We start from the raw sequence: 14,656 nt of genomic DNA on the forward strand, positions 1-14,656 counted from the left end.
AGCGCCCCATGGACATCCGCAACATCGCCATCATCGCCCATGTCGACCATGGCAAGACCACGCTCGTCGACCAGCTCCTCAAGCAATCCGGCTCGGTGCGCGAAAACCAGCACATGGACGAACGCGCCATGGACTCCAACGACCTGGAGCGCGAGCGCGGCATCACCATCCTGGCCAAATGCACCTCGGTGGAGTGGCACACCACGCGGATCAACATCGTCGACACCCCCGGCCACGCCGATTTCGGCGGCGAGGTGGAGCGCATCCTCTCCATGGTCGACGGCGTGGTGCTCCTGGTGGACGCCGCCGAATCCGTCATGCCGCAGACCAAATTCGTGCTCTCCAAGGCCCTGAAACTGGGCCTGAAACCCATCGTGGTGATCAACAAGATCGACCGCTCCGACGCCCAGCCCAAGGAGACGCTGGAATCGATCTTCGACCTGTTCCTCGCGCTGGAAGCCAATGACGACCAGCTCAACTTCCACTATCTCTACGCCTCGGGCCGCAATGGCTGGGCGGTGAACGAGCTCACCGACGAGCGGCGCAATCTCGATCCCCTGTTCAAGCGCATCGTCGAAGACGTGCCGCTGCCCAAGCCGCTGGCGCTGGCCGGCGACGATCACCCGTTCAAGATGCTGGTGACGACGCTGGAGGCCGACAATTTCCTCGGCCGCATCCTCACCGGCCGCATCGAATCGGGCGCCATCACCGTCAACCGCCAGATCAAGGCGCTGAACCGCGAGGGCGGCGTGGTCGAGCGCGCCCGCGCCACAAAGCTCCTGGCCTTCCGCGGCCTCGCCCGCGTGCCGGTGGAACGGGCCGAGGCGGGCGATCTGATCGCCATCGCCGGCCTGCAAAACGCCACCGTCGCCGATACGCTTTGCGACATCTCGGTCGAGGAACCCATCCAGGCCCAGCCGATCGATCCGCCGACTTTGGCGATGACGGTCTCGGTCAACGATTCCCCGCTGGCCGGCCGCGAAGGCGACAAGGTGCAGTCCCGCGTCATCCGCGACCGCCTCCTGCGCGAGGCCGAGGGCAATGTCGCGATCAAGGTCAAGGAGACCGGCGAAGGTTCCTTCGAAGTCGCCGGCCGCGGCGAGCTCCAGCTCGGCGTCCTGATCGAAACCATGCGCCGCGAGGGCTTCGAGGTTTCCATCAGCCGGCCGCGCGTCCTGTTCCAGCAGGGCGAGAAGGGCGAGCGCCTCGAGCCGATCGAGGAAGTCACCGTCGACGTCGACGATCCCTATACCGGCGTGGTGATCGACAAGATTTCCCAGCGCAAGGGCGAGATGCAGGACATGCGCCCGACCGGCGCCGGCAAGACCCGCATCGTCTTCAACGCGCCGTCGCGCGGCCTGATCGGCTATCACGGCGAGTTCCTCACCGACACGCGCGGCACCGGCGTGATGAACCGCATGTTCAAGGAATACGCGCCGCACAAGGGCCCGGTGCAGGGCCGCATCAACGGCGTCCTGATCTCGACCGGCGACGGCGAGGCGGTGGCCTATGCGCTCTGGTACCTGGAGGAGCGCGGCAAGCTCTTCGTGGTGCCGGGCACCAAGGTCTATCAGGGCATGATCATCGGCCAGAACGCCAAGGACAACGATCTGGAAGTGAACCCGCTGAAGGCCAAGCAGCTCACCAACATCCGCACGACCTCGAAGGACGAGGCGGTGCGCCTGACCCCCATCGTGCCGATGACGCTGGAGCAGGCGATCGCCTATATCGAGGACGACGAGCTGGTCGAGGTGACGCCGCAGTCGATCCGCATCCGCAAGAAGCAGCTCTCCCCCCACGACCGCAAACGCGCCTCGCGGACGGAGCCGGTCTAGGGCCGCCCGACCTTCACGCCGGTCTTGCGGTGGCTGGCGTAATAGAGGCGCAGTACCCAGTTCATCCTGGTCTGCCAGCCCTTGCCCTGGCCCTTGAACCATTTCACCATGTCCTCATCGAGGCGGATAGTGACGCTCTTTTTGCCGGGTCGATAGAAAAGACCTACATAAGTAGGCCCCGGCCGCGACTGTTCATCAGTCAATTTTGGGATATCACTAAAATCGATTTCCGAGTCCGGCATCTTTTCCAGCGCATCCAACTCGGCCTGAAGCTTAGCGCTTAGCTTTTTTGTCTTCGAACTTCCGGCGTTCCCTCGGTTCCGCTTTGCGAACCGAGATGATCCGGATGATTTCAACGTCGTCTTCTTCCCGCGACGTGTGGATGACGATGAGGATCGTACTGCCAACGGCTCCGACAGTTCTCCAGCGCTCTTCTCCATGTTCGTGGCCTTCCAACTCGGTCTGCGCAAAAGGGTCGTCAAATGCCAGCTCGCCAAGATCGAAGCTGACCTTATGCTTCTTGATGTTTGCTTCCGCTTTCGGTCGATGCCACTCAAAACGGCGCTTCTTGCTCATGCCAGATTGCTCCTGTCCGAGGCTAAATTGTTTTCTTCTTTCCTTTCAGCCAGCGGACAGGCGCCAACCCGGCATCTGTACATACACTCTGTACGTACACTTCTCAAGACGCCCGCTTCAGCCCCAGCCGTCCCGCCACCAGATTGTCGAGCAGGCGCTTGGGCAGCACGTTCACCAGGAAATTCTGGACAGGCTCGGGCGTCACCGTATAGCGCACTTTCGGCTTGGGCGTGGTCAGCGCGATCCACACCGCTTCGCCCAGCTGCTCCGGCGGCAGGCCCTGCTTGCCCAGCTTGAGCATGTAGTCCTTCACCGCCGTCAGCGACGCCAGATAGGGCGTGTTGGCGTAGATGCCCGGATCGATCTGGTCGGCCTTGTCCCAGATCGGCGTCGCCACCGCGCCCGGCGCCACCACGATCACGTCGATGCCGAAGATCATCAGCTCGCGGCGCAGCGCCTCGCTCAGGCCTTCGAGGCCGAATTTCGATGCGCTATAGGGCCCCATGAACGGGTTGGCGTTCTTGCCGCCGACGGATGAGATCATCACGATCCGCCCCGGCGCGCCCTTGTAGCTGCGGTCGGCGCCCAGCAGCGGCGCGAAGGCCTGGGTCACGGTCAGCTGCCCCGTCAGGTTGACCGCGATCTGGTGCTTGAACTCGTCGAGCTTGAGATAGAGCAGGGGGCCCGCCACCGCGATGCCCGCATTGTTCACGAGTCCCGCCAGGGTCTCGCCGCCCAGCGCGGCGGCGACCTGCTCGGCGCCCCTGGCCACCGCCGCCTCGTCGGTGACGTCGAAAATGACGGGCACGAAATTCGCCCCGAACTCGGCCTTCAGCCGCGCGCCGTCGGCCTCCTTGCGCACGCTGCCGAACACGCGGAAGCCCTTGGCGATCAGCACCTTTGCGATGCCCCATCCGATGCCGGTGGATGACCCGGTAACGACGATGCTTTTCATGGCGGTGCCCTCTTTTGCCTGACATGCAATATAGTGCGGTTCTGGAGATTCCGATGACCGTTCCCGCGCAAACCATCGCCTTCGCTCACCGCCTTGCCGACGCCGCAGGCGAGGTGATCCGCCCCTATTTCCGCCAGCGCCTGGACATCGCCGACAAGCGCCCGGTGATCCAGGGCCAGGAGGTGTTCGATCCCGTCACCGAGGCCGACAAGAACGCCGAAAAGGCCATCCGCGCCATCATCGACCGGGAGCGGCCCGAGGACGGCATCCTGGGCGAGGAATTCGGCGAGAAGCCCGGCACCACCGGCCTGCGCTGGGTGCTCGATCCGGTGGACGGGACACGCGCCTTCATCAACGGCCGCCACGAATGGGGCTCGCTGATCGCGCTGGAAGACGATCTGAAGCCCGTCCTCGGCGTGCTCGACCAGCCCTGGATCGGCGAGCGCTTCGTCGGCGCCAACGGTCAGGCCGAGCTGCATTTCAGGGGCGCGATCACCCCGCTCCAGACCCGCAAGGGCGTCGCGCTCAAGGATGCCATCCTCTGCGCCACCCATCCCGACGCCTTCTACCAGGAAGGCGAATGGGCCGCGTTCCGCCGCGTGCAGAAGAAGGCCCGCCTCACCCGCTGGGGCGGCGACTGCTACATCTTCGGCACCATGGCGCTCGGCTTCTGCGACGTGATCGTGGAATCGACCTTCCGCCGCTGGGACGTTGCTGCCCTGATCCCGCTGATCGAAGGCGCCGGCGGCGTCATCACCAACTGGCAGGGCGGAAGCTGCGCCGAAGGCGGCCAGGTGCTGGCGGCGGGCGATGCGCGGCTGCATGACGAGGTGATGGGTCTGTTGAACGAATAATTTCCTCCCCCGCTGTTGCGGGGAGGAAACTTAAATATTATTCGCCGCGGCGAAATCGTCGAAGCATTTCCAGAACCGCGCCCGGATGGAATCGTTTTCCATCAGGATCTCGTGCTCGGAATCCTCGAACTCGACATAGGTGCCGCGCGGCAGGCGGTGCGCGAAATCGCGGATCGCCGGCGTCAGGACGATGCGGTCCTTGCCCGCGCCGCACACCAGCACCGGCACGTCGATCGCCTCGGCATAGCCCGGCGCCATCTCCTTCGCCATCGAAGCGGCCGCTGCTTTCAGCCAGCCCCAGGTCGGTCCCGCCAGCCGCAGCTCGGGATTCTTGAGGATCACGCTCTGCGCCCGCGCCCAGCGGATGCGGTCCGAGGTCACCAGATTGTCCTCGAAGGTCAGCTTGGCCGGATCGCGCCCTTCCATGCCGAGCACCCAGTCCTGCGCGCGGCCGAACCGGTTCATCGCCCCGGTCAAGAGGTTCGCCGCCCAGACCGGCGTGCCGCGGGTCGAGACCCCCTGCATCGGTGCGCTGAGCACGGCGCCCGAAAAGGCGCGCGGCCGGTCGTGCAGCGTGCGCAAAAGGATATGCGCCCCCATCGAGTGGGCGAGCGCGAAGGGCGCGCCGGCATCGAGCGGGCGCACCACCTGGTCGAGGAAGGTCGCGAGATCCTCGTCGAACTCCGCGAAGTCGCGCACATGCGCCTTGCGCGCATCGGTAACCGCGCGGCTCGATCCGCCCTGGCCGCGCCAGTCGAACGTCGCCACGATGAAGCCGCGCGCCTGGAGCTCGCCGATCACCTCGCCGTATTTCTCGATGAACTCGGTCTGGCCGTGCAGCAGCACCAGCACGCCGCGTTCGGCCGCGCCCGGCGTCGGCGGGAACAGCGCGGTGCGCAGCCGCGCCGCCGATCGCGTGACGATGAAATGGGGCGAGAAGACCGGTGGGCTCATGCTGGACGGCGAATGGCCCCCCTATTCGCCGTTCGCATCGCTCAGCCGCCGGCCTTCTGCAAAACGGGCCCGAGCTTCATGGCAAGGCCCATGTCGCCGGCGACGCGCAGCTTTCCCTGCATGAAGGCCGAGGTCGGGTCGAGCTCGCGGCGGACCATCTTGCCGAAATCGTCGAGCGACAGGGTCAGCGTCGTGTCGGCCGATTTGCCGGCGCCGTCGCTCACCGAATTGGGCGTCGACTTGCCGTCGATCAGCACGCTGCCGTCGGTGCCGAAATCGAATTTCAGCGTGCCGCCGAGTCCGGAATTGGCGCCGATCGCGCCGGCCATCTGCTCGATGATCTGCTGGACCGCTGGCGAGCTCATGACGAAATCCTTTTCGAAAGCGCGCCTGCCGGATAGGCAGGAATGGCCGGGATTATTAGCACTTGCGCCCCCTGAGACAACTGGGCGCCGCCCAGATTGCATTGCATGCGCAAAGGGCAGAACCTGCCGGAGGGAAGGATGGGGCGCGACATGTCCGCGATGGATCGCCCGATGACGGCAATACGATTCGCCCAGGAAGGCACGCCAGGCGATCGCGGTTGGCCGGCGCGCCGCGCGCGCATCCCATGAGCGCCGCGGACAAGGACGACGATGAGGGCCCCGCCGCCGCCGGCGCATTGCCCTCTCGCGCCGCCGAAGCGCGCGACGGCCTCGGCAATTTCTGCTTCTATCTGCACTTCGCCGTGATGATCTATATCGTGCTGGGCTGGGCCGTGCCGCTGCACGCCGCGCTCGTGTTCTATGTCTTTTTCCTGCCGCTCGTCGCCATCCAGTGGCAGTTCAACAAGAACTCCTGCGTGCTGAACAACATCGAATCGCTGATCCGCTCGGGCCGGTGGCGCGACCCGCACAACGCCGAAGAAGGCGCCTGGCTGCTGACGCTGGCGACCGACCTGTTCGGCTATCCCTTCAAGGCCTGGCACATCGACGTCCTGACCTATCTCATCCTGGTCGTGCTCTGGAGCGCGGGCTTGAGTCACCTCATCTGGCGGTGAATTTCGCACTATTCGTTTTCCGCGCCGTTTCGCCTTTGATAGTCTCGCAAATGCTCCGTGGAGGGATGGACGTTGCGTTTCGACAAGGCTGCGGTCGCACGGGCGCTTGGCGAATATTCCTTCTCGCCGGACAGTCAGCGGTTCCTGCGCTGGTGGCTGTCGCTCTGGACGGATGACGGTGTCGCCCTCGCCGCCGTCCCCGAGGACGCCGAAGCCGCGCGCAACTGCGTCACCCTCACCGTCGAAGCCGGTGGCGGCGTCCGCGTCTTGCGCGTGGGCGAGGCGATCGCCTTCGCCCTGGGGGGCGCCTCCCTGGACGTGGACTTTCTGGGCATGGCACGGCCGGATCACCGCGAGGTGCGCCTGGACCGGTTCAGGCGGACGGCGGCCGGAACGCTCTTCCGCTACCGGCGGCGCGCCGTCCGCCCCGATGGACGGGCCGTGCTCCTCGAAGAGATCGCGGCCCCGCTGGGAAGCCCGGCCGCGGACGGCACGCGCCGGACCGTGACCCATATCGATGTCTCGCCGCTGCGCCCCTCCGGGCGGGTCCGGGTCACGCCGGAACTGTTCGACACGGTGGAACTCGCCGAACCGCTCCTGGACCTGCGCGAATTCCCCTCTTGAACGTTCTGGCACGCCTCCCCACCTAGTGCTTGTCGGACGGCCCCGTTGGGCGTCCGAGGCTTGAAAACGGCTCCGGTCCATGGTGGACGGGGCCAAAACCGCAACGCTTTCAGGAGGTTGTACCCATGCGCGATTTTACCCCCTATTTCCGTTCGACCGTCGGCTTCGACCATCTGTTCAACATGCTTGACCAGGCCGTCGACGCGGGCAACGGCTACCCGCCCTACAACATCGAGCGCACGGACGAGACGCACTATCGCATCTCGGTCGCCGTCGCCGGCTTCGCCGAGAAGGACCTGGCCGTGGAGGTGCGCGATGGCGTGCTGACGCTGGTCGGCAAGCGCGAAGAGGGCGCCAAGTCCAGCTATCTGCATCAGGGCATCGCCGGCCGCGCCTTCGAGCGCCGCTTCCAGCTTGCCGAGCATGTGGAAGTCCGCGCCGCGAAGCTCGAGAACGGCCTGCTCCATATCGACCTGGAGCGCGTCGTCCCCGAAGAGAAGAAGCCGCGCAAGATCGCGATCAACGCGCCGGAGCTGAAGGCCATCGAGGGCCAGGCCAAGGCCGCCTGATCGCGGCGGACATACGCCAAATGGGAAAGGCCGGGCGGCATCGCCCGGCCTTTTCGTTTGGCGCGCCGCTCATGTCCTCTCCTCGTCGATAAGGAAGAACAATTGCTCGACCGTGGCGTCCAGCGTCCTGGCGAGCGTCAGGGCCAGCAGCGTCGACGGCACGAAGATCGAATTCTCGACCGTGTTGATCGTCTTGCGCGAAACGCCGGCGAGGGCTGCCAGATCGGTCTGGGTCAGTCCTCGTGCCGTGCGGAATTCCTTGAGGCGGTTGCCGAGGTGCCGCTCAGCCGTCATAGCGGCTCGCCCGCCAATCGGCGACGACATAATAGAGCGCGGGGATGGCGAAGCCGGCATTGAGCGCCAAAGTCAGACTCGGCAGCGCGAAATCGGGGCGCCAGAGCGTGGCGATCAGCGCGGCCGCCACGGCCGCGATCGCGGCGCGGTAGCCGAGCCGCATCGCGCGCCCGCGCAGGGCGCGCATATATTCGTCGTCGAGGATGTCGCGCAGCCCGCGATTGAACCAGCCGGGACCGATCATCAGCGGCGCCAGGAACAAGGCGGTGGTGAGGATCATCATCCCTCCGGCGCCGAGCGCCAGGAAGCGGGCGACGTGTTCGAGCCGATTGAAGCTGACGCCATAGCTCAAGGCGTTCGAAAAGGATGCAAGGATGCCGATCCATAAAAACAGCCGCAAAGCGCGGTGATGGGTGTCGATCCGCCTGCGGACGATGCGCGGGTCGGAAATATCGACATAGACGCCGGGGCGAAACTGCCGTCTTTTAAGTAGCGCGAAGAGTATGATACAACCTACGAACAGGATGCCGATCTGTACGCCTTGGCTCTGCAACACTTCGGTTCGACCCGTCGCGAACAGCACGGCGAAGGCTGCGACCAGCAACACGGTCGGCGCGATCAGGACCCAAAACATGCGCCGCGTCGCGCGATCCCTGGCTTCGATTCTGGCGACGATGTCGCCGTCGAGAGGTTTTTCGAACATTGTCAGCTTCCGATGTAACCCATGGGTTACTGTAACCTAAGGGTTACGCGGCGGTCAATCGGTTTGGCGAATGGCGGCCGTTTGGCCGTGATTTTCTAATCGGATGACAGGAAGCGGTATCGGCGATAGTGATAGCCGACCTATTTTGAGTGGCCCATGCCCTCCTGGCAGAGTTCGTTCGTCGACCGTTTCCGCCGCATGGGACGCCCCAAGGGCGCCAGCGCCGAAACCGACATCGCCGAGCTCCGCCGCCAATACACCTACATTTCCGACCATTTCGGCGCCCCGCCGCGCGAGGCGGTGTTCGAGCCGGCTCAGGTCGGCCCCCTCAAGGGCGAGTGGGTGCGCATGCCCAATTCCTCGCCGGACCGGCTGATCCTCTATTTCCATGGCGGTGGCTATATCGCCGGCTCGCCCGAGACCCACCGCGCCCTGATCGCCCGGCTGGCCCAGGCCGGGGAGGCGACGGCCTTCGCGCTCGCCTATCGCCTGGCGCCGGAATTCGCCTTCCCCGCCGCGGTGCGCGACGGGATCGACGCCTACCGCCATCTGATCGCCAAGAACGTCTCGCCGAGCCAGGTGATCCTGGCGGGAGACGGCTCGGGCGGCGGCCTCGCCTTCGCGGTGCTGCACGCCGCGCGCAACGCCAACCTGCCGATGCCGGCCGGCTGCGTGGCGATGTCGCCCTGGGCCGATCTTTCGCTCTCCGGCTGGTCGGTGCTGCAGAACGCCAAGTCCGACAACGTGCTGAACTGGGAGCTGCTGTTCGTCAGCGCCCGCCATTATCTGAAGAAGACCAATCCGTCCGATCCCTACGCCTCGCCGGCTTTCGCGAACTTCAAGGATTTCCCGCCGGTGATGGTCCATTCCGGCAGCCTGGAGATGCTGCGCGACGACGCCTCGCGCATCGGTGACCGCGCCGCCGATGCCGGCGTGCCGGTGAGCGTGGAGATCTATGACGGGATGCAGCACTTGTTCCAGGCGAGCCGCCATGTGCCGGAAGCGAAGGTGAGCCTGCAGCGCCTCGGCCAGTTCATCCGCAGCCGCACATCCGTCCAGGCGAACGCCGCGCAGTAGTCGCGCAGCAGCAAAGCGTCGCTTCTGTTGGATACTTCCAGACTGTCATGCCCGCGCAGGCGGGCATCCAGAGTCGCTTGCGGCCAAGCCGGATTCCCGCCTGCGCGGAAATGGCAATCGCGATATCGCGATTTGCGCGCCTACTGCGCCGCCGTCAGCTTGTCGCTTTCCGCGAACACCATCGGCATCTTCGTTCCCTGCGTGTCGGCGTCGGTCAGGTCGGCGTCGCGCAGGTCGGCGTCCGTCATGTTCGCATAGGCGAGGTCGGCGGCCGTGAAGCGCACGCGCCTCAAATCCGCGCCGCGGAAATCGGCATAGCGCGCCACCGCGCGGTCCATGCGCGCCGGCAGCAGCCGCGCATCGGAGATCATCAAAGGCCCGATCCGCGCGTCGCGGAAATCGGCATGGGCGAGCCGGGCGCCGACGAAATTCACCCCGCGCAGATCGGCGCCGCCGAACTTGCAGGAGCGCAGATCGGCGCCGGCGAGATTGCTGCCCTGCAGCGAGGCGCCTTCGAGGTTGATCCCGTAGAGCAGGGCGCCCGGCGCGATCAGCGCGGTCAGCGGCCGTTGCCCCAGCGAGGTCACCGCGCGCAGATCCATGTTGGAAAGATCCGCCGGCTTGCCTTCGCGGCCGTCGCTCTCGACCCAGCGCGCATGGCTGTCCAGCAGGTCCTCGATCGGTACCGTCAGCTCGTCGGGCAGCTTTCCCATCGCCTGCTCGGTCAGCGTCTCGCTGAAATCGGCGCCCTGCGTCACCGCGAAGTCGAGGCGGCAGCCGACCAGGATCGCGCCGTTCAGGTCCGCGCCCGTCAGGTTGCAGCCCGACAGGTCGGCGTTCTCGAGATTGGCGCCGGTCAGCCGCGCCTGGCGCAGATTGGCGCGCACCAGCCGGCAGCCCTTCATGATCGCGTCGGTGAAGTCCGCCTGCACCGCGATGGCGCCCGACATCTTGGCGCGCTCCAGATTGGCCGAATGCATCAGCGCGGTCGGCATCTCCGACGGCCCGATGTCGTGCTGCAGCACGCGCAGGTTTCCGTACTTGTCCTTCTCCGCGATGGTGCCCTCGCGCAGATCGGCCTCGAACAGATCGGCGCTGATCATGTTGGCGCCGCGCAGGCAGGCGCCGCGCAGGTCGGCGCGCCGGACGCTGGCATGGGAGAGATTGGCGCGGCGCAGATCGGCGCCGAAGAAGCTCGACGAATCGAGCCGCGCGCCGGTGAAATTCGTCTCCTCCAGGATCGCGCCGGTGAAATCGGCGTCCGCGAGATTGCGGCCGGACAGATCCAGACCCGACAGATCGGTGAAGGCGAAGACGGCGCGCGCCCCGCCCATCCGCCCCGAATACAGCATCTCGTGACGCGCGGCGGCCGCCGACGCCTCTTTCTGGCTGAGCTTGGCGAAGCTGGTGCGGCTGCGGGTTGTCATCGGGTTCGCGCTTCTGCGGCATTAACTGTGGGACAGGTCCAGTGTGGCGTCTTGCGGGCTAATACCTGATTAAGAAGCGGAAATTTGCCTTCTGGGCGGCCAGCGGCTAGGTGACTTTCCGGAAAATCGGTTATGGTGCGCCCGCTGCGGCCTATCCCGGGGGCGATGCCGGCGGCGCTGAGCGAGGGCGAGACGAAGCGCGGGGTCCGGGCTAACCCCCTTCGGTTTCCAATTTGGCCACGGTTACAAGAGGTTCGACTTGAACAAGCGTGCTCTTATGCTTTCGGCCGCCGCGGCCGCGCTGCTGTCCACCCCGGCCCTGGCCGTCGGCCCGACGGAACTCAAGACCGTGGTCACCACCGCGCAGAAGACCAGCGCGACGGGCGATCTCACGATCGATTCGGGCGCCGGCATCAATTTCAAGTCGGCCACCGCGGCGCTCCTGACCATCGATTCGAGCAATACGGTCAACAATGGCGGCGCGCTGACCGGGGCCGACCAGGATTCGCAGACCGCCGTCGCGATCAATGCGAGCGGCCTGACCGGCTCCTTCCTCAGCAACGGAACGATCGCGCTGGGCGGCAGCGGCACCACCAAGAAGGCCGTCTATCTGACCGGCACCAGCTTCTTCAACGGCAACATCACGCTCGATACCGGCTCCGCGGTCACCATCGTCGGCGATTCGTCGATCGGCGTGGCCAGCGACTCCACCGCCACCCTCAACGGCGACTGGACCCTCGGCGGCACGATGAGCATGGCGCCATCGACCGCGAATTCCAGCACCGTGTCGGGAACCATGCTCGCCAGCCTGCTCGGCACGACCAACGGCAACGTCATCATTTCCAGCGGCGCGTCCTGGAGCGCCACCGGAAACGGCGCGCAGGGCATCGTCATCGGCGGCGCGATCAACGCCTGCAACAAGGCCGTGACGCCGAATTGCACCGAGATCGGCACGTTCGCCAATTCCGGCACGCTGGCCGTCGCCGGCGTCGGCATCCGCAATCCGAACAAGCCCAATGTCGAAGGCGGCAGCGTCCTGATCATCCAGAACAGCATTGCCGGCGGCATCCTGAACAATGGCCCGGCCAGCAGCTCCGACGGCACCGTCTCGGCGACGATCTCCGGCAATGGCACGCAGCAGGCGCCGACCATCGTGATCACGCCCAGCCCGCTCATCGCCGCCGGCCAGACCATGACCATCGGCGTGGACAGCGCCGACACCGCGAACCCGACCTACAGCTTCATCAATCGCGGCAGCATCCTCGCCTCGCCCGAGGATCCCAATGTCAGCGCCGAAGCCATCCAGATCAGCGGCACAATGTCCGTCCCGATCGTGTTCGGCGGCAACGGCTTGCTGACGTCCGGTACCATCACCGCCGGCGCCACGAGTTCGACGCCGGGCAATGTCGTCAGCGCGACGGCGCTGGAGATCGGAAGCAACGTCACGCTGCCCTCGATCCGCGTCTCGTCGCAGACCTCGACGGACGGCTCGAGCGGTGGCTCGATTTCGGCGATCGTCAGCGGGCCGCAGGGCGGCGTCGCGACCGCGATCTCCATCGACGGCACGCCGAGCACCACGGCGATCGTCACCAGCGTGCCCAGGATCGACGTCGAGCGCGGCGCGAGCATCATCGCGAGCGCGTCGGCCAGCGTCCCGACCGGAACGACGATCGGCACGCTGTCGGCGATCGGCATCCGCGACATTTCCAACTCGCTGACGACGATCAACAACGCCGGATCGATCCGGGCCGTAGCGACGCTGAGCGATGCGACCACCGGCGCGTCGCTGACGCTCACCGGCGGCGTCGTGCCCGTAACCCATGCGGTCGACGCGTCGCTGAACACGGTGGGCTTGAACTTCACCAACAGCGGCCTCGTGCAGGGCGACGTGCTGTTCGGTTCGGGCAGCGACACCTATTTCGTCCAGGGCAACGGCCCCTCCGGCGTCGCGGTCCAGAGCGGCGCGGTCAATTTCGGCTTTTCGAGTTCGGGCGAGAGCACGAATGTGGCCTTGGGAGCCGTTGGAAGCCGGGGCGCGGGCGACTTCCTCCATGTCGGCCAGTTCGCCAATGTCGCCGGCGCGATCACCGCGCAGGGCACGCTCGACGTGCAGATCGACGGGACCGGCACGCTGTCGGTCCAGAATGTCGGCACCACGCTCGCGACCCGCAATTTCACCGTCGCCGGCGGCTCGACCTCGAACGGCATCACCAATGCCGGCACGCTGAACATCTCCGTGACCCAGGGCGTCACGACGGCGCCCGTCATCTCGGCGTCCAACATGGTCACGATCGGCGGCGGCGCCCAGCTCAACGTGACCTATGGCAGCTTCATCACCGAGACCGGCTCCTTCGTCCTGATCCAGACGCCGACCGGCATGCTCAATGTCAGCGACGCCGATGTGCAGCGCTACAGCTCCCAGGTCGACGGCAGCAATGGCGGCACGCTGCCCTTCCTGTTCAGCAGCGCGTCGATCAGCAAGGCCAACGACACCGCGGGCCATACCAATCTTTTGCTGCAGATCACCGCCAAGTCGGTCGATCAGCTCGGTCTGACCGGCTATGCACGCGCCATCCAGCCGCTCGCCAACATCGCCATCGCCAAGGACACCGCGCTCGGCGCCGCGATGATCGCCGGCATCAACTCCAAGGCCGACGCCCAAGCCGCCTATGACGCCTTTGCGCCCGACGTCTCGGGCGGCATCCGCGCCGTCGCGATCTCGCTCACCGACCAGGCGACCGGCCAGGTCGGCGCGCGCCTGCGCGACCTGCGCCTCTTCGCCAAGGAAGAGGGCGAGCTCACCCTCTGGGGCAACCAGTTCGGCGAGTACATGGCGACGCACGGCCAGAACGTGAAGGGCGTGCCGGGCGTCAACGAGCCCGCCACCTGCACCGCCGCGACCTGCGGCGAGGTGAACCTCAGCGGCTTCAAGGACCACGGCTTCGGCTTCTCGATGGGCCTCGACGAGGGCTCGCCGTCCACCGGCTGGTACGGCGCCGCCTTCACCTTCTACACCGGCGACGTGGCCGAGACCGGCGACCGCAACTCCAAGACCCAGACGCTCTGGTACATGCTGACCGGCTACAGCACCTGGCGCGGCCGCGGCCTCTTCGTCGACAGCCAGGTCAATGTCGGCTACGGCGATTTCAAGGGCAAGCGCATGCTGATCCTCGACATCCCGGCCTCGCCGACGGTGCCGGCCGACACCACCTTCACCCGCGAAGCCGACAGCAAGCGCGCCGGCCTCCTGGCCTCGCTCGGCCTGACCATCGGCGCCCAGATGAAATATGGCGGCCTGATCAACATCCCGCAGATCTCCCTCGACGGCATGACGCTGCGCGAGGAGGGCTTCACCGAGGCCAATGGCGGCGTCGGCATGGACCTGACCGTCAAGCCCTATTACGCCAATTCGCTGCGCGTGTTCCTGGGCGACGAGATTCGCACCAGCATCAGCCTTGGCGACTTCTTCCTGCAGCCTTCGGCGCGGCTCGGCTACCGCTTCGACTTCCTGGACGATCCGGTGAAGCTGCGCGCCCAGTTCGCCGACAATCCGGGCACGCTGGCCAAGGACCCCGGCGCGCTGTTCACGATCCAAGGCCCCGATCCGTCGCGCGGCAATGTCGTCGCGGGCGCGGCGCTCAACGCCACGACCGAGAACTGGACCATCGGCCTGAACTACGACTTCGTGCGCGGCTCCAACAGCGCCACCGAGCAGGTCGGCACGCTCTCGCTGCTGGGCCGCATCTAAG

15 protein-coding genes are annotated in these 14,656 nt (G+C 66.0%); 7 read left to right on the forward strand and 8 right to left on the reverse strand.

The window, feature by feature from the left end; all coding sequences use genetic code 11:
- Nucleotides 1-8 precede the first annotated feature (8 nt).
- Nucleotides 9-1,835 (forward strand): translational GTPase TypA, encoded by a 1,827-nt coding sequence (gene typA, locus WDN01_20840; GenBank protein MEJ0028478.1) that lies wholly within the window; start codon nucleotides 9-11, stop codon nucleotides 1,833-1,835.
- On the opposite strand, the gene WDN01_20845 is transcribed toward typA, so the two are convergent.
- The 3 genes from WDN01_20845 to WDN01_20855 all read right to left on the reverse strand — a co-directional run bounded on the left by WDN01_20845 (nucleotide 1,832) and on the right by WDN01_20855 (nucleotide 3,366).
- Nucleotides 1,832-2,077, reverse strand: a complete 246-nt coding sequence (locus WDN01_20845) for a BrnA antitoxin family protein (GenBank protein MEJ0028479.1) — start codon at nucleotides 2,075-2,077, stop codon at nucleotides 1,832-1,834. The genes typA and WDN01_20845 overlap by 4 nt on opposite strands.
- Nucleotides 2,078-2,108: 31 nt before the next feature.
- The gene (locus WDN01_20850; GenBank protein MEJ0028480.1) at nucleotides 2,109-2,411 is read right to left on the reverse strand and encodes a BrnT family toxin; all 303 of its coding nucleotides are present in this window, start codon (nucleotides 2,409-2,411) and stop codon (nucleotides 2,109-2,111) included.
- A gap of 103 nt (nucleotides 2,412-2,514) precedes the next feature.
- On the reverse strand, nucleotides 2,515-3,366 hold the full coding sequence (locus tag WDN01_20855) for an SDR family oxidoreductase (GenBank protein ID MEJ0028481.1): 852 nt from the start codon (nucleotides 3,364-3,366) through the stop codon (nucleotides 2,515-2,517).
- A 53-nt stretch (nucleotides 3,367-3,419) separates the two neighbouring features.
- Between WDN01_20855 and hisN the strand changes: the two genes are divergently transcribed.
- A complete protein-coding gene (gene hisN / locus WDN01_20860) occupies nucleotides 3,420-4,220 on the forward strand; it encodes a histidinol-phosphatase (GenBank protein MEJ0028482.1) in 801 nt (266 codons plus the stop codon).
- Nucleotides 4,221-4,250: 30 nt separating this feature from the next.
- Here hisN and WDN01_20865 read toward each other — a convergent pair whose 3' ends face one another.
- Both WDN01_20865 and WDN01_20870 read right to left on the reverse strand, forming a co-directional pair.
- Nucleotides 4,251-5,174 carry an alpha/beta hydrolase gene (locus tag WDN01_20865; GenBank protein ID MEJ0028483.1) on the reverse strand — a complete coding sequence of 308 codons (924 nt, stop codon included), beginning with the start codon at nucleotides 5,172-5,174 and terminating at the stop codon, nucleotides 4,251-4,253.
- A 41-nt stretch (nucleotides 5,175-5,215) separates the two neighbouring features.
- A complete protein-coding gene (locus WDN01_20870) occupies nucleotides 5,216-5,539 on the reverse strand; it encodes an SCP2 sterol-binding domain-containing protein (protein MEJ0028484.1) in 324 nt (107 codons plus the stop codon).
- A gap of 245 nt (nucleotides 5,540-5,784) precedes the next feature.
- Here WDN01_20870 and WDN01_20875 point away from each other — a divergent pair, with 245 nt between their 5' ends.
- The 3 genes from WDN01_20875 (at nucleotide 5,785) to WDN01_20885 (ending at nucleotide 7,406) form a co-directional block, all read left to right on the forward strand.
- Complete coding sequence (locus WDN01_20875) at nucleotides 5,785-6,213, forward strand: hypothetical protein (protein ID MEJ0028485.1); 429 nt, start codon at nucleotides 5,785-5,787, stop codon at nucleotides 6,211-6,213.
- A gap of 72 nt (nucleotides 6,214-6,285) precedes the next feature.
- The gene (locus tag WDN01_20880; GenBank protein MEJ0028486.1) at nucleotides 6,286-6,837 is read left to right on the forward strand and encodes a hypothetical protein; all 552 of its coding nucleotides are present in this window, start codon (nucleotides 6,286-6,288) and stop codon (nucleotides 6,835-6,837) included.
- 125 nt (nucleotides 6,838-6,962) lie between these two features.
- A complete protein-coding gene (locus WDN01_20885; GenBank protein ID MEJ0028487.1) occupies nucleotides 6,963-7,406 on the forward strand; it encodes an Hsp20 family protein in 444 nt (147 codons plus the stop codon).
- 69 nt (nucleotides 7,407-7,475) lie between these two features.
- Here the strand turns inward: WDN01_20885 and WDN01_20890 are convergent, their stop codons facing one another.
- On the reverse strand, nucleotides 7,476-7,700 hold the full coding sequence (locus WDN01_20890; GenBank protein ID MEJ0028488.1) for a helix-turn-helix domain-containing protein: 225 nt from the start codon (nucleotides 7,698-7,700) through the stop codon (nucleotides 7,476-7,478).
- On the reverse strand, nucleotides 7,690-8,403 hold the full coding sequence (locus WDN01_20895) for a hypothetical protein (GenBank protein ID MEJ0028489.1): 714 nt from the start codon (nucleotides 8,401-8,403) through the stop codon (nucleotides 7,690-7,692). The genes WDN01_20890 and WDN01_20895 overlap by 11 nt, the downstream gene beginning before the upstream one ends.
- Before the next feature lie 156 nt (nucleotides 8,404-8,559).
- On the opposite strand from WDN01_20895, the gene WDN01_20900 reads away from it, so the two are divergent.
- Nucleotides 8,560-9,480: an alpha/beta hydrolase gene (locus WDN01_20900; GenBank protein ID MEJ0028490.1), complete on the forward strand. Its 921-nt coding sequence runs from the start codon at nucleotides 8,560-8,562 to the stop codon at nucleotides 9,478-9,480.
- A gap of 140 nt (nucleotides 9,481-9,620) precedes the next feature.
- On the opposite strand, the gene WDN01_20905 is transcribed toward WDN01_20900, so the two are convergent.
- The gene (locus tag WDN01_20905) at nucleotides 9,621-10,907 is read right to left on the reverse strand and encodes a pentapeptide repeat-containing protein (protein ID MEJ0028491.1); all 1,287 of its coding nucleotides are present in this window, start codon (nucleotides 10,905-10,907) and stop codon (nucleotides 9,621-9,623) included.
- A gap of 259 nt (nucleotides 10,908-11,166) precedes the next feature.
- Here WDN01_20905 and WDN01_20910 point away from each other — a divergent pair, with 259 nt between their 5' ends.
- Complete coding sequence (locus WDN01_20910; protein MEJ0028492.1) at nucleotides 11,167-14,655, forward strand: autotransporter domain-containing protein; 3,489 nt, start codon at nucleotides 11,167-11,169, stop codon at nucleotides 14,653-14,655.
- Nucleotide 14,656: the final 1 nt, after the last annotated feature.

Origin of the sequence: Rhizomicrobium sp., from assembly GCA_037200985.1 — a bacterium.
Lineage (GTDB): Bacteria > Pseudomonadota > Alphaproteobacteria > Micropepsales > Micropepsaceae > Rhizomicrobium.